The 13,958-nt window shown below is 69.6% G+C and carries 11 protein-coding genes and 3 pseudogenes; 10 read left to right on the forward strand and 4 right to left on the reverse strand.

Features of this window, described 5'->3' with window-relative positions:
• Nucleotides 1-49 precede the first annotated feature (49 nt).
• Nucleotides 50-700, reverse strand: a complete 651-nt coding sequence (locus ACFZB3_RS27740) for a TetR family transcriptional regulator (protein WP_391379682.1) — start codon at nt 698-700, stop codon at nt 50-52.
• 724 nt (nt 701-1,424) lie between these two features.
• Between ACFZB3_RS27740 and ACFZB3_RS27745 the strand changes: the two genes are divergently transcribed.
• From ACFZB3_RS27745 to ACFZB3_RS27760, 4 genes and pseudogenes are all read left to right on the forward strand, one after another.
• Entirely contained in the window at nt 1,425-1,751 is a 327-nt protein-coding gene (locus tag ACFZB3_RS27745; protein WP_391379684.1) for a hypothetical protein, read from the forward strand.
• A gap of 182 nt (nt 1,752-1,933) precedes the next feature.
• Nucleotides 1,934-2,416: pseudogene (locus ACFZB3_RS27750) on the forward strand (hypothetical protein); the annotation flags it as partial.
• Entirely contained in the window at nt 2,392-2,592 is a 201-nt protein-coding gene (locus ACFZB3_RS27755) for an HAD hydrolase-like protein (RefSeq protein WP_391379825.1), read from the forward strand. The pseudogene ACFZB3_RS27750 and the gene ACFZB3_RS27755, both read left to right, overlap by 25 nt.
• Before the next feature lie 161 nt (nt 2,593-2,753).
• The gene (locus ACFZB3_RS27760; protein ID WP_391379686.1) at nt 2,754-3,446 is read left to right on the forward strand and encodes a hypothetical protein; all 693 of its coding nucleotides are present in this window, start codon (nt 2,754-2,756) and stop codon (nt 3,444-3,446) included.
• 212 nt (nt 3,447-3,658) lie between these two features.
• On the opposite strand, the gene ACFZB3_RS27765 is transcribed toward ACFZB3_RS27760, so the two are convergent.
• Nucleotides 3,659-5,053: an aminotransferase class V-fold PLP-dependent enzyme gene (locus ACFZB3_RS27765; protein ID WP_391379688.1), complete on the reverse strand. Its 1,395-nt coding sequence runs from the start codon at nt 5,051-5,053 to the stop codon at nt 3,659-3,661.
• Between the two features lie 219 nt (nt 5,054-5,272).
• On the opposite strand from ACFZB3_RS27765, the gene ACFZB3_RS27770 reads away from it, so the two are divergent.
• The 3 genes and pseudogenes from ACFZB3_RS27770 to ACFZB3_RS27780 form a co-directional block, all read left to right on the forward strand.
• Nucleotides 5,273-5,761 (forward strand): Lrp/AsnC ligand binding domain-containing protein, encoded by a 489-nt coding sequence (locus ACFZB3_RS27770; protein WP_391379690.1) that lies wholly within the window; start codon nt 5,273-5,275, stop codon nt 5,759-5,761.
• Nucleotides 5,762-6,501: 740 nt separating this feature from the next.
• Entirely contained in the window at nt 6,502-7,659 is a 1,158-nt protein-coding gene (locus tag ACFZB3_RS27775) for a hypothetical protein (RefSeq protein WP_391379692.1), read from the forward strand.
• Nucleotides 7,660-7,836: 177 nt separating this feature from the next.
• A pseudogene (locus ACFZB3_RS27780) lies at nt 7,837-7,995 on the forward strand (transcriptional regulator); the annotation flags it as partial.
• 17 nt (nt 7,996-8,012) lie between these two features.
• On the opposite strand, the gene ACFZB3_RS27785 reads toward ACFZB3_RS27780, so the two are convergent.
• Complete coding sequence (locus ACFZB3_RS27785; protein ID WP_391379694.1) at nt 8,013-8,714, reverse strand: TetR family transcriptional regulator; 702 nt, start codon at nt 8,712-8,714, stop codon at nt 8,013-8,015.
• Nucleotides 8,715-8,880: 166 nt separating this feature from the next.
• On the opposite strand from ACFZB3_RS27785, the gene ACFZB3_RS27790 reads away from it, so the two are divergent.
• Nucleotides 8,881-9,558: an SDR family NAD(P)-dependent oxidoreductase gene (locus ACFZB3_RS27790; RefSeq protein ID WP_391379697.1), complete on the forward strand. Its 678-nt coding sequence runs from the start codon at nt 8,881-8,883 to the stop codon at nt 9,556-9,558.
• A gap of 281 nt (nt 9,559-9,839) precedes the next feature.
• Nucleotides 9,840-10,226: a winged helix-turn-helix transcriptional regulator gene (locus ACFZB3_RS27795; RefSeq protein WP_391379699.1), complete on the forward strand. Its 387-nt coding sequence runs from the start codon at nt 9,840-9,842 to the stop codon at nt 10,224-10,226.
• Between the two features lie 258 nt (nt 10,227-10,484).
• Here ACFZB3_RS27795 and ACFZB3_RS27800 read toward each other — a convergent pair.
• Nucleotides 10,485-10,727: pseudogene (locus tag ACFZB3_RS27800) on the reverse strand (serine hydrolase); the annotation flags it as partial.
• A 365-nt stretch (nt 10,728-11,092) separates the two neighbouring features.
• Here ACFZB3_RS27800 and ACFZB3_RS27805 point away from each other — a divergent pair.
• Entirely contained in the window at nt 11,093-13,828 is a 2,736-nt protein-coding gene (locus ACFZB3_RS27805; RefSeq protein WP_391379701.1) for a SpoIIE family protein phosphatase, read from the forward strand.
• Nucleotides 13,829-13,958: the final 130 nt, after the last annotated feature.

Consider the following 13,958-nt stretch of genomic DNA (forward strand, 5'->3'; position numbering starts at 1 on the left):
CGTCTCCGTACGGCAACGCCCTCCGTCAGTCGACGGAGGGGCCGGAAGGTCAGCTGTTCGGGTCGGGCTTCCGTGCGACGGTGTCGCCCGCCGGCAGAGCGCGGAGCATGGCCCTGTAGAGGTCGTCGTGCGCGGGTGAAGCGGGAAGCGGGGCCCGGGCCGGGGCCTCGAAGGACTGGATCATCAGGGCTACGACGCGTCGCCAGGCGTCGGGAGCAGCGTCGCCGCAGGCGTTGACGACCCCGAGGTTGGCCATGTGCAGCAGGACCAGGTCCGAGGGGTCGAAGTCCGCGCGCAGCCGGCCCGCGGTGGCCTGGGCGGTGGGGAAGGCCATGGTCAGGACGTCGGCGAAGCCGTTGTCGGCGGCCTGCATCGCGCAGGCGGCCTCGATGCAGCCGGTGAGACCGTGCCAGGGGTCGGGGTGGTCGAGGGCGGTGGCGACCGCGTCGGCGTAGGCGTAGGCGTCCCTGCGGTCGGAGAAGACGGCTGCGACCAACGCCTCCTTCGTGGGGAAGTGCCGGAAGACGGTGGCGATGCCGACGCCTGCCTCGCGGGCCACCGAGGGGAGAGACGCTGCCCGGTGAGGCCGGAGAGGGAACCGGCCAACCCTCCCACCGCTCCGCGAAACCCCAAGGACCACCCGCTGGACCGTCGGGTCCCGAAGACGAGAGCGACCGCTGCGGGGTTCGCCCGCGCACACCGACGCACGCTTCTGGTGTCGCCGACGAGGCCGCAACGCCGTTGGGGATCAGCGCAGTTGACAGCCCGACGGAGATGAGTGGAGGCGCGGGGCAGACGGAGCACCCGATGGCATGGGACGAGGCGGGCCTGTCCGGTCCACGGCCACAGCCGGCACCCTGTCCAGGCGGCCGCCGACCTCGCGGGCCGGATCGACTCGCCCCGCGGCTCCGGCTCACTTCTTGCGGCGCACGCAACGCGATGTTCCCTTCATCGTCCTGTTGCGGACAGCCGCGTCGGCCTGTCGGCCAACCACACCTCCCCTGCTTCCACTCACTTACGGCCCCTCCCTCTCCGCCAGGAGCGCAGCGGCCGGCGGCATCAGCAGAACCGGCGGTCGCCGCCGGCTGGCACACCGCCGAACCGGCCGGGCGACCGGCAGCTTCCCCTGCGGACAACGAAGCAGTTCGGCGAGTGACTGCACCGCCCGGCAGGACGTAGTTGCACAAAAGATGGCGATAGCCATAGAAATGGACATAGTTTCGCCTGTTCGATAGCGTGGACGGGTGCCACAGCATCGGCTGTATCCAGCCGTCTGAAGGCGGGGGCTGAACGCCACATTGCTTCGGCTCTGATCCACCCGATGCCCCGAGCCCCCGACAACGCCGCACGGTCCGTAACCGACTCAGCGTGTCGGCAGTGGCGATGCATCAATGCAAGCACAGTCTCTGAGAAAGAGGACAGCCATGCGCGCCAGGCGAACCACCGCACTGCTTGCGGGCACCATCGCTGCGTTTGCAGGTCTGACGCTTGCGCCGACGGTCGTATCGCAGGCAGCAACCACCCCGGTGGTGCACGAAGCGTCGGCCCACCCCGCACCCACCCCCAAGCCGACGAAGACCCGCACCCCCTACCAGCAGGGCCAGGTGGATGGACGGTCGGCAGGGAAGACCGACGGCGCAGACTGCAACTACCGCCAGTCCTATGCCCCGAAGTCGAGCACCTCGAAATACGTGCAGGCCTACAAGGACTCTTACGAGAGGAACTACGACGCCAACTGCGACGAAGACTAGACAGCTCGTCCGCACCGGAGACGCCGGATCAAGAAGGACTCAAAGAAGGACTCCGGCCTGATCCAGCACAGCGACCGCGGTTCGCAACGCGTGTCCATACTCGGGGCAGCTCACGGGTGCGGCCGAAGAAGCGCCCCATAGGATCCCGGCCGTGGCCAATGGCGTTGTGCTGTGGGACTTCGATGGGACGTTACGTTGGCGTTCCGGGACGGCATGTGGCGTGGCTGTCTGGTGGACGCATTGACGACGGTCGCTCCGGGGCACGGAGTGACCGCCGCAGAGGTGGGGCCCCCGGGCTGCGGGACGGCTTCCCGTGGCATCGGCCGGACACCGGGCATCCTGACCTGAGCAGCCCTGACGCCTGGTGGCACGCGCTGCAACCGATCTTCGTCAACGCATACGTACGGTCGGGCGTGGCCGAGGACCTGGCATTCCTGGCCGCACCGCTGGTCCGCGAGCACTGCACGACCCCCGGCTACTGGACGGTCTTCGCGGACAGTACCGCTGCGCTGGAGGAGTTGGCCGAGGCCGGTTGGCGGCACATCATCGTCAGCAACCACGTCCCGGAACTCGGCGCGCTCCTTCGTGACCTCGGTCTGCACGAGCACTTCGCGGGCGTCGTCAACTCCGCGCTGGTCGGCTGGGAAAAGCCGCATCGCCGGATCTTCGCGACCGCGTCGGCTCTGGCCGGCCACCCCGAACATGGATGGTCGGCGACAACCCGGTGGCCGACATCGCCGGGGCCCGGGCCGCCGGCATCCCCGGCATCCTCGTCAACCCTGGCCAGGACGGACTGCAGCCCGCCGTACGACGCATCCTCGACAAGGCGCCCTGGACTTGAGGTCCGATGTGACGGTGGCCGTCGCGGCCCGCCGGAGCCTCGTGACTGCGCGATGGGAGAACCGGCCGGGCCGTTCCGTCCGGACGCCTCGTCGTCATGGTGTGGTGGTCTGCCGAGGCCATGAACAGGAGGGGCTCCTGACCGTCGAGCATCCATGGCTGTTGGACGAGACTCCCTGGCCCGAGCAGGCCACGCTGGTCTACGGCGAGATGGTGGAACTGGCGACGTTTCTGGTGGCGGTGTTCGTCGCTCTACTACCGGTGGTCGTTCCGGCACTTGGCGGGCTCAGCCCTGTGCTCTTCACCTTCTACGGTGCCGCGTTCCACGTCCGCGCGGAGGAGACGGACGTTGCGGAGGTGTGGCAGTTCCTGGCCTCGGTGTACGTGTCGGGGATCTCGGTAGCGCTGACGCTCTTCTTCCTCGCCTGCTGGGGCTACTTGCGGCTGTCCCTGTTCCGCCACCGTACGCTGCGCCTGTTCCTCCCGATCGCCACCCTGACCAGGGCCATGGCGCTCACGTTGGCGTGGGCGGTGACCGTATGGGACGGCGCCGACGCGGCCGGTGATGACGCGGTAGGGCAGTGGCGATCGGTCCGAGTACCGGATCACTACTACGGTGCCGATCCCCGACCCGTCTGCGTCACTCCGATCGGCTCCCTGGACGAACTTCCGTTGTACGGGCACCGATTGGACCCCAAGCAGGTGTACGGCACGTTCGGCGTGGTTGGTGGTGAGGTGACATTGCGGGACCCCGAATCGGGCGACGCCTTCCCGGTGCCCTCCGATGCTGTGCAGGTGCTCTCCGCAGGGGAGGGTGAACCCGGCGCCGCGATTCCCCGTAGTTGTCGTTCCTGAGCGGATGACGATCTCGGTGCAGCCGAACTCCATGTTCTTGCCAGTAGCGTGGTGCCGCGTGCGCACCGCGGACCTGCGCATCCGCCGGCCGACGGACGCAGCGGGGTGTGCACGGCCTCCACCTTGCGTGCTCGCCAACGGCAATCAGGGCGTGATTGCAAGCGTTCGTAGGGCTGCCGCCGAAGCGACCAGGCATGGGTGGCCGGAGATCGCTACGCGGTGGTGTGGCGCTCGGCCTCGGCGGTGATGATCTCCAGCGCCTCGGCGATGCGGTCGTGGTGGGTGCGGTGGGAGACCACGCAGACGCGCAGGGTGTAGCGGCTGTCGACAATCGTGCTGGAGAGCACGATGCGCCGGCGACTGTTGATTCGCTCCAGCAGGCGGCGACTGGCCTCGTCGGCCCGCTCGGCGGCGGCCGGGCCGACGCCGGCGGGCCGGATACGGAAGATCACGGTGGACAGGTCCGGGCGCTGCGGGACCTCCAGCTCCGTGACACCGGACAGTGTGTCGTGGACGTGGTCGGCCAGGTCGAGCTTCTCGTCCAGCGCCTCGCGGAAGGCGTCCACCCCGTGCAGGTGCAGGGGAAGCCAGGCCCGCAGACCGCGGATCTCGTGGGTCAGCTCGGGTCCGAGGTGACCGGAGTCCGGCACGCTCCCCGCCGCTCCCATGTCCTGGAGGTAGCTGCCGGTGCCGTCATGCGCGGCGTGCAGGGCGGCGAGGTCGCGGACGACCAGGGCGCCGGTGCCGAACGGCATGAACAGGGTCTTGTGCGGGTCCAGGGTGATCGAGTCGGCCCGCTCCATACCGGCGAGGCGTTCCTCGCCGCGCGCGGTGAGCCGGAAGAAGCCGCCGTAGGCCGCGTCGATGTGGAACCACACGCCCTCGCGGCGGGCCAGGTCGGCCAGCTGAGGCAGCGGGTCGACGGTGCCGGTGTCGGTGGTGCCGGCGGTGGCCACCAGCAGGAAAGGCCGCAGCCCGGCGTCCCGGTCGGTGCGGATCATCGCGGCGGCAGCTTCGGGGTCCATCCGGAGGTCCGGGGTGTGCGGCACGGTCCGTATGTGGGTGGCGCGGATGCCGGCGAGGCGGGCGGCCTTGGCGACGGAGTGGTGGGCGAAGGCGGTGGTGTAGACGGTGCCGCCGGCGAGATCCTCCCCGAGCCTGTCGTGCCGGGCGGCGACCGTCGCGGAGAAGGTGGCCATCGAGCCACCGCTGGTCAGCAGGCCGCCGCTGCCTTCCGGGAGACCGCACACCTCTTGGGCCATCCAGCGGATCACACTCTCCTCCAGCGCGGCGAGGGCCGGGGCGACCGAGGCCAGGCCGCCGTAGCGGTTGACGGCACGGTTGTAGAACTCGGCGAGCGCGGCCGAGTACAGACCGCTGCCCGGGATGTACGCCAGGTGGCCGGGCCCGGCGGTCTCCAGAGCGCAGTCGGCGGCCTCGTCCAGGCGCGCGAGCAGGGCCTTCAGGCCGCTGCCCCGGTCGGGCGGGGGTGCCAGGAAGGACTCCACGAGCTCGGCCTTGGCCTGCGGGGACAGGGGGCTGGTCGCGGGGCGTGCCGCGAGGTTGTCGGTGCGGTCGACGACACGGTTCAGGACGAGACGGCCCATTTCGGTCATCGTGGCGCGGTCGGGTTCCAGGGGGAAGGGGTGCATGAGGCAGTCCGAAGGGAGGTGAGAGGGGGTACGGAGGTGGCGGCGGGGCCGGCTTCGCGGCCGCGGCGCGTGACCAGAATGCGCCGCCAAGCCCGGCACTCGATGGCGTAGTGAGTGCCTGTATGGCGTCACGGTGCAGGATTGTTCGGCGATACAGCCGATACGCTGCATTTCATGCCACGCCCCCTGTACGACCGTATCGACCGGGCGATCCTGGACCATCTCCAGCGCCACGGACGCACCCCCAACGTCGACCTCGCCGAGGCCGTACGCCTGTCGCCCTCCTCCTGCCTGCGCCGCACCAAGGCGCTGGAGGAGGACGGCGTCCTGGCCGGCTACCGGGCCGATCTGGACCGCGAACGCCTCGGCCTCGGGCTGACGGTGTTCCTCTCCCTCAAGGTCGAGCACTCCCGCACCACCTCCCAAGTGGTCGAAGAGGCACTCAAGGCGATCGACCACGTGGTCGCCTGCCACGTGGTCTCCGGCGACGCCGACTTCCTCGTCGAGCTCGCCGTGCCGGACCTGCGCACCTTCGAAAAGGTGCTCACCGACCAGATCCTGGCCATCGGTCCCGTTCGCGACGCCCGCAGCACCTTCTGCATCCGCACCGTCATCGACCGCGGCCCACTACCCCTCACCTCCTGGCCCGCCCCGCGTGCATGACCGGACGACACGGCTTCATCGCAGTCTTGCCCTCTCTGCTCGGGCTTCTGCCTCCGCCTTTGCCGCTTCGCGCTCGGCCCCTGTCGCGTGATGGCGGCAGCCCCGGCCGATCGCTTGGGGGAGTTTGCGCGGCGTCCCCTTCTGCACGGGGCACCCGCCGCGGCGCTGGTCGGCGTCTTCGAGGGCGGCTGTACCTGGTGGACATGCCGCGCTTTGTGAACCACCGGCTCGCATGGCCGGGTTGGAATCGTCGAGCAGGGCTTGCGTAACCAAGGCTCGGCGCCGTCCTGCAACAAACAAACCCCAGGCCGCTGGCCGGGGGTTTCATCATGGAGCGGGTGACGAGAATCGAACTCGCTCTCTCAGCTTGGGAAGCGATGGCGCTTGGACAGCTGGATGGCCTCTGAACTGGCCTTATGCGGACTGGCGTACCGCCTGACAAGACAAGAGCGCACCGATGTTGACCGTGGTTTACCGGTCTTATGGGCACGCCATGGGCACGCCCGTCGACTCGGAGGTGTGGAGAGCTCCCGTTGGCGGCCCAAGTCCAGCGGATGCCCGACAGCGACTGCCGCTGTTTCCGGCCGCATCCCTGCGCTCCGTAGCCTGTCCGGCTCAGCGGACCAGGCGGCCGCTTCTTACCTCACACCGAGAACCTGCCCTGTCTTCCGGCCATCTCCAGGAGGGGCGCATGACGTGCGGGGACCGAGCGAGGCGACAAGAACCGGAAGCGAGAAAGCGTGTCGGCCATCAGCCAGCGGGTACACCTGGTGCTGCTCACCTCCTGGACAATCCTCTGGTTCGCCGTGGTCCAGCCGCACGGCGGGTTCTCCTGGCACTACCTGCGTACTGGTGGGAAGTTGCTCTACGCGGGCTCGGGCATGGCAGATGGCGGTCTGAATCTGTACGCCCACCACCCCGAACTCCAGATGGGTCCCGTCAGCTTCCTGGCGGCGGGCCTGTTCAACCCTTTTCCCGAGTCCGTCGGGCAGTTCCTGGCCGCCGCTGTGATGTCCCTGCTGGGTCTGCTGATCCTGGTGGTGGTCGGACGCAGCGCCGCCTGGCATCTCCTGGGCACGGGCACCAATCACCAGCGACTGCGGCAGCGGGTGCTGATCGCGGGCCTGGCCTTCATCCCGATGTGGATCGAGGTCGCCGTCCGTTTCGGTCACCTCGACGACGTACTGGCGCTCTTCTTCACAGCCCTTGCCGTACGCGCTCTCACCCTCGGCAACCCCGCTGCGACGGGCGTCTTCCTGGCCCTGGCCATGGACTCCAAACCGACCGCGCTGGCCTTCCTGCCGCTGCTGCTCGCACTACCGAGGGGGCAGTGGCTGCGCGCGGGTCTGTGGTGCGCCGCTCTGGTCGCGCTGGCCTGGATGCCGTTCCTCCTCAGTGCCCCGCAGTCGTTGACCGCAGCCGAGTTCACCATCCCCAACCAGCCTGCGTCCGCGCTGCACTGGCTCGGCGTCGACGATCCGCGAACCCCTCCCTGGGACCGGCCCGCACAGGCCACGGTGGGGCTGGCGCTGGGTTGCGTCGCGGTCCGGCGAGGCCGTTGGCCCGCCGTCGTCCTGCTCGGCGCCAACGCCCGGATCGCCCTGGACCCCGGCGTCTACACGTACTACACCGCCTCCGTCCTGCTGGGCACACTGCTGTGGGATGTGATCGGACAGCGGCGCCTGGTGCCCTGGTGGAGCTGGATCGGCCTGATCACCCTGTACGGCACGGTCTTCGTCGTTCCCGATGACGCGGCCCGCGGCCTGATCCGCCTGGGCTTCGCCATCGCCTCCACCGCATATGTCCTGCTCTGGCCGGTACGAGACCGGCGTCGGCGACACTCCCGGTCCCGCAGCAGGCAGGCGGGAACCGATCAGGACCTGGGCACGGCGAAGTGAACCACCTTAGTGCGCCGGAAAGATCGCGTCCCCGACGTGTCAGGGCAGGCCGCGCACCGTCAGGCGGACGAGGTGCCGGGCCGGTGGACCACGGCTCTCGCCTCTCGCCCCGAACCGCGATGCCGTGTCCGACAGCCCTTGGACCGTCAAACAACGCCGACCGCACAGCGACGCCGGCTGGTCCTGGACTGGGACACTCTCACCGCCGACACCGACCCCGACCAGCACCTGACGGTCTGGATCGCCGTGCCCGGCTCCGCCACCCACGACCGGCTGCGCATCCTCGCCTCCTGGGCCGCCGACCAGAACCTGCCGGCATCACCCTCCGCAAGCTGACGGAGGGGCTCGGAAGATCAGCTGTTCTGGTCGGACTTCCGCGGACCGGTGTCGCCCGCCGGGGCGGTGCGGAGCATGGCCCTGTAGAGATCGTCGTGCGCGGGTGAAGCGGGAAGGGGGGCCCGGGCCGGGGCCTCGAAGGACTGGATCATCAGGGCTACGACGCGTCGCCAGGCGTCGGGAGCGGCGTCGCCGCAGGCGTTGACGACCCCGAGGTTGGCCATGTGCAGCAGGACCAGGTCCGAGGGGTCGAAGTCCGCGCGCAGCCGACCCGTGGCCTTGGCACGGCCGATGAGCTCCACCATGCCCTCGTACGCCTCGTTCCGGCGCTTCTCCATGGCCTTGGCGGTGGGAAAGGTCATGGTCAGGACGTCGGCGAAGCCGTTGTCGGCGGCCTGCATCGCGCAGGCGGTCTCGATGTAGCCGGTGAAACCGTGCCAGGGGTCGGGGTCGTCGAGGGCGGTGGCGACCGCGTCGGCGTAGGCATCCATGCGGTCGGAGAAGACGGCTGCGACCAACGCCTCCTTCGCGGGGAAGTGCCGGAAGACGGTGGCGATCCCGACGCCTGTCTCGCGGGCCACCGAGGCCATGGAGGCACCCAGGCCGTCGCGCCCGAACACGGTGCGTGCGGCGGCGAGGATCCTGCCGCGGTTGCGCTCGACGTCACTGCGCACAGGCTGGGCGGTGGGGGCGTCGGAGTGCTGGTCGCCGGGGCTCATACCGGACAGTCTAGCAATCGGAAAGCCCTATCCGTTTCTTGTGCTACGGTGGTCGCAGTGAACCGGAAAGGGCTATCCGGATCTTGAAACGGATAAGCCTCTCCATATCTCCCGTCTCTTCAGCGCCGCTCGTCTCTCGTCGACGGTGCAATACGAAAGGATCGCTGTGACCAGCATCGCCATTGTCGGAGCCGGCCCCCAGCTGGGTCTGGCCATCGCCCGTACCTTCGGCACCCAGGGCTACGACGTCGCCCTGATCTCCCGCAACCCCGCCAAGCTCGACGATCTCGTCGCCACCCTCACCGCCGAGGGCATCACCGCCGCCGCCTTCCCCGCCGACGTACTCGACCCCGACGCCCTCACCCAGGCCCTCAAGGACGCCGCCGCACAGTTCGGCAGGATCGACGTCCTCGAATACTCCCCGTCCGCTGGGCCCGACACCATCGAGGCGACCACCCCGGCCGGGATCGAACTCGCGCACGTGCAGCACGAGATCGAGTATCACCTCTATGGCGCCATCGCCGCCGCCAAGGCGGTGCTGCCCGCGATGCGCGAAGCCGGAACCGGCACCCTGCTGTTCACCACCAGTGCCGGCTCCATGAACCCCCAGCCGCCGACCGCCCCCATCAGCACTGCCATGGCCGCACTGCGCAACTGGGCGATCAACCTGCACAAGGAACTGGCCGACACCGGCATCCAAGCCGCCCACATCGGCATCGACGCGACGATAGGCACCCCCACCTTCTACGGACAGCCACGAGCCACGGCCGACCAGCTCTCCCCCCTCTACTGGGACCCGCACATCACCAACCGCGACCAGTCCGAGCAAATCTTCAGAGGCTGACCTGTTACTGATCGTCCTGCCAGGACCACCACACCCCAAGCCGTCCCAGCATCCACCCACCGAGGAGACGCCATGACCTGCGCGCGCGACCGCGAAATCACACTGTGGCTTCCGCCACTCCCGAGCGGGCCACGTTCCGCCGTCCGAGCACTGTGCACGCCGGGTGCGGGGGCATTCCGCATGTGGAACCTCCTTGCCACGCGGACCAGTTGGGACCGACGTCCTGGCGAGGGCCGCCGTCGGTACACCGCCCATGGACCCCTCTGCACCGCACCCGCCGTATGAAACGGCCGACGCACCGGGCCCGCGAGAGCGCGGCCCGTCACGACGCGGAGATCCGCGCACAGGTCAACGAGGGCATCACACGCGTTTTCCAGCTCCTCGGAAAGCGCTGGACCGGCCCCGTCATGTCCGTGCTGATCACGGGACCGACATACTTCGCCGACCTGCGCCGGGCGATCCCGGGAATCAGCGAGCGCATGCTCTCCAACCGCCTGACCGAGCTTGCCGCCACGGAACTCGTCGTGCGCGAAGTGGACAAGGGGCCGCCACTGCGGGTGTCCTACCAACTGACGGAAGCGGGCGCCGCGTTGGAGCCCGCGCTCAAAGAACTTGCGGAATGGGCGAGGACCCGTCTTCCGGAGCCGAGTCGGCCGGCCGACCACTGAAGCCGTACGTCCGGGGAAGCAATGGCCAGGAGCCACTCGGCGGCCGGCGTACGGCTGTCAGGCGCCTCGCCCCGCGATTCGAGCAAGGAAGGAATGGCGGTTCACCTCGGAGAATCCCCTACAGGGGAAAATTCCTTTCTGACTCGTCACGAGCCGCGTCTCGATGTCGCGCATGCGCTTGGCCCGGCCTGCGGTGGCCCTGAAGCCTTGCCGGTAGGCGCTCGCCGCGTATGAGCCGAAGACAGGGTGTTCCACCGCTCAAGAGAAAGCCAGTGAACGAAACCTGTCGCGGATCAAGGTAAGAGGACCGCGCTCGCGGGTGCAGTAGAGCTTGTTGGTCAGCAGCACCGCCCAGCGGTTTTTCGCCGGGGAGATCCACATTCCGGTGCCCGTGAAGCCGCAGTGCACCCAGATGTCGTCGGTCTCGGATGCCGTACCGGGGGCTGGATGCCAGAAGAGTCCACGGGGTGGGGTCATCGCCTTCGTGTGGATCTGCAGGGATTGAGGGACGACGGGTTCGGCTACCGGCACGGGGTACCGGACCGAGGAATGGCCGCACGCCCCGGTACGCCTCCCTAGCAGTACGTCCAGCTCCGCGGGATTTTCATGTGGTAGTGCACATTTCGCGTGATAATGGACCTTATAGCGGGAGAGTCTCCCCCGGAGCGGCCTGACAGGCGGTGACCCGGTTACGGGGGCTCCAGGCAAGGGAAGTGAGCAGGGTGTCGGTCGCCTGGGACCACATCGGCGGACTCGTTGATGCTCATGAGCGCTTTCTGTCCGGTGCACAGGTCGAAAGAGATGTACGCGGTCCGATCCTCGAATCCTGGAAGCGATGCAGGTCAGAAGGGGTCGAGCCGCACGACGTGCTGCTGCCGTACACCCCTGGCCTGGAGCTGGACGACCGTCTCATGCGTGCGATCGAGCCGGTGCTCAAGGATCTGACCGCGTCGTTCTCCAACATGAGCATGATGGTCGCGCTCTGCGACGCGCAGGCCCGCATGGTCCAGCGGCACGGCGGTGGGCGTCGGCTGCTCCAGCGCCTCGACGAAATCAACTTCGCCCCTGGTTTCGATGCCTCGGAACGGGTCGCAGGCACCAACGGTGTCGGCACAGCACTGGCCGGGCGGGGCCCGATCTATCTCGCCGGCCGTGAGCACTTCTCCGACTGCCTGCAGCCGTTCAGCTGCGCGGGTGCGCCCATCCGCGACCCGCTCAGCGGGCGCATCGAGGCGGTCCTCGACCTCACCTGTCTGCGTGGCGACAGCGACCCCGCCATGCTGCGACTGGTGCGGGAGGCCGCCCGCGACATCGAGACCCGGCTGTTGGAACAGGCCACGGAGCGGGAACGGGCGCTGCTCGCCGCGTATCGGCGGGCCTGCCACGACACGGATGGCTCCGGTGTCCGGCCACAGCACTCCCCGCGTGCACTCTCGAGTTCCGGACCCGAGAGCGGCCGCCTCGGCCGGATCGACCTGGCCGTGCTGCGTGAGAAGGCCGAGGAGCTCCTCGCCACACCGCAGCGCACCCTCGACACGGTGGCCCTTTCCGGCGGGCGGGAAGCCACGCTGCTGCGCCACGCGGTCACGGGAGCGGCAGGTGAGACGGGGGCGGTCGTCGAGGTCCGGCTCCTGGGCGGTCCGAGCCTGCGCCATGTCGGACTCACCGCGCCGACCGAGTCGGGGCGGCCGACCGCGACGCCCCTGACCGCCGTGCCGGCGACGCCCGCCTCGGTGCAGCGGCGGCACGTGCTCCCGCGTGCGGTCGGGCCGCCGCCCCCGTCGGCGGCAACGGCTGCGCCCGCCCTCGACGTGGTCGGCCCGCAACCCCGGCCCCGGGCCGCAACCGAGGGGAACGGCAGTGACTCCGGCTCGGCCGACGGCTGGGTGCTGCTCGTCGGCGAGCCCGGCGTCGGCAGGCTCGCCGTGCTGGCCCGCAAGCGTCTGGAACTGCTGCACGACGCCAGCGTGTGCATCGGAACCACCCTGCAGGTCACCCGGACCGCGGAGGAACTGGCGGAGGTGACCGTCCCCCGGTTCGCCGATCTGGTCGTCGTCGACCTGCCCGACTCCGTGCTGCTCGGTGACGAGCCCGAGCCGCTCGGCGGGCAGACGCCGCTGCGCCGGGTCGCGCTGGGCACCGTGCGCGAGGAACTGCCGGTGTACGGCGTCGGCGACCCCGTCCAGTACGTGCCGTCCACCCCACAGGCCCACTGCCTGGAGACCGGGCAACCCGTACTCGAACCCGTCCTGGCCGACGCCGAGGGCTGGATCGCCCAGGAACCGGCACGGTTCGGCCGGGCGCTCTCGGTGGGCATCCACTCCCTGATCACGGTACCCCTGCGGGCCCGCGGCACGATCCTCGGCGTGGCGAGCTTCTACCGCTCCGAGAAACCCGCCCCCTTCGAGGACGACGACCTGTCCCTGGCCCAGGAACTGGTCGGCCGGGCCGCGATCTGTATCGACAACGCCCGCCGATACACGCGTGAGCACAACACCGCCCTGGCGCTGCAGCGCAGCCTGCTGCCCCGCGGGCGGCCCGAGCAGAACGCCGTCGAGGCCGCCTACCGGTACCTGCCCGCGCAGGCCGGAGTGGGCGGCGACTGGTTCGACATCATCCCGCTGTCCGGCGCCCGGGTGGCGCTCGTCGTCGGCGACGTGGTCGGCCACGGTCTGCATGCCGCCGCCACCATGGGCCGGCTGCGCACCGCCGTGCACAACTTCTCCGCCCTGGAGCTGCAGCCCGACGAGCTCCTCACCCAGCTGGACGACCTGGTCGGTGGCCTCGACCCGGCTGAGCCATGGTCGGTGGAGCCCGGTTACCCGGACCCTGGAATCGTCGGCGCGACCTGCCTGTACGCCGTGTACGACCCGGTGTCCCGGAGGTGCACCCTCGCCCGTGCCGGGCACCCCCAGCCCGCGGTGGTCGAACCCGACGGGTCGGTGGAGTTCGTGGACCTGCCGTCGGGGCCGCCGCTGGGGCTCGGCGGCATGCCGTTCGGGACCGCCGAACTGGAGCTGGCCGAGGGCAGCCAACTGGTTCTCTACACCGACGGTCTGGTCGAGGACCGGTGCCGTGACATCGACGCCGGCCTGCACAAGCTCCGCGCCGTCCTGGCAAGCGCCGGCCGGGAACCGGAGGACACCTGCGATGCGGTCCTGGACGCGCTGCTCCCGGCCCGGCCGGCCGACGACGTCGCCCTGCTCGTCGCCCGAACGCGCGCGATGGGCTCCGATCAGGTCGCCCAGTGGGACCTGCCCAGTGAGCCGGCGGTCGTCTCCCGCTCCCGTGGGGCGGTCACCGCCCAGCTCACCGCCTGGGGGCTGGACGAGCTGGCCTTCGCCACCGAACTCGTCGCCAGTGAGCTGGTCACCAACGCCATCCGGCACGCCGTCGGCCCGATCCGGCTACGACTGCTCCGCGATCGCGCCCTCATCTGCGAGGTCTCGGACGGCAGCAGCACGCTGCCCCGGCTGCGCCGCGCCAGGAGCGAGGACGAGGGCGGGCGCGGTCTCTTCCTCGTCGCCCAGCTCACCGAACGGTGGGGCACCCGTTACACCGGCGAAGGAAAGACCATCTGGACGGAACTGCCCCTGCCGTGACACCCGGACGCCGCTTCCACATCGATCTCGGCGAACAGGAGCGGCCGATGCGTCACCGTGTGGTGCCGCGCTCCTACCTGCTGGCTTGGGTCGGCGTTCTCCGGGTCCCACTCGTCCATGTCACGAGCGT

Origin of the sequence: Streptomyces sp. NPDC008092 (assembly GCF_042957285.1) — a bacterium.
Lineage (GTDB): Bacteria > Actinomycetota > Actinomycetes > Streptomycetales > Streptomycetaceae > Streptomyces.

Bases quoted from the DNA above. Each gene is read 5' to 3' on its own strand.
- ACFZB3_RS27765 (WP_391379688.1), bottom strand. From the start codon at position 5,053: ATGGGCCGTCTCGTCCTGAACCGTGTCGTCGACCGCACCGACAACCTC.
- ACFZB3_RS27785 (WP_391379694.1), bottom strand. From the start codon at position 8,714: ATGAGCCCCGGCGACCAGCACTCCGACGCCCCCACCGCCCAGCCTGTG.
- ACFZB3_RS27745 (WP_391379684.1), top strand. From the start codon at position 1,425: ATGCGCGCCAGGCGAACCACCGCACTGCTTGCGGGCACCATCGCTGCG.
- ACFZB3_RS27770 (WP_391379690.1), top strand. From the start codon at position 5,273: ATGCCACGCCCCCTGTACGACCGTATCGACCGGGCGATCCTGGACCAT.
- ACFZB3_RS27795 (WP_391379699.1), top strand. From the start codon at position 9,840: ATGAAACGGCCGACGCACCGGGCCCGCGAGAGCGCGGCCCGTCACGAC.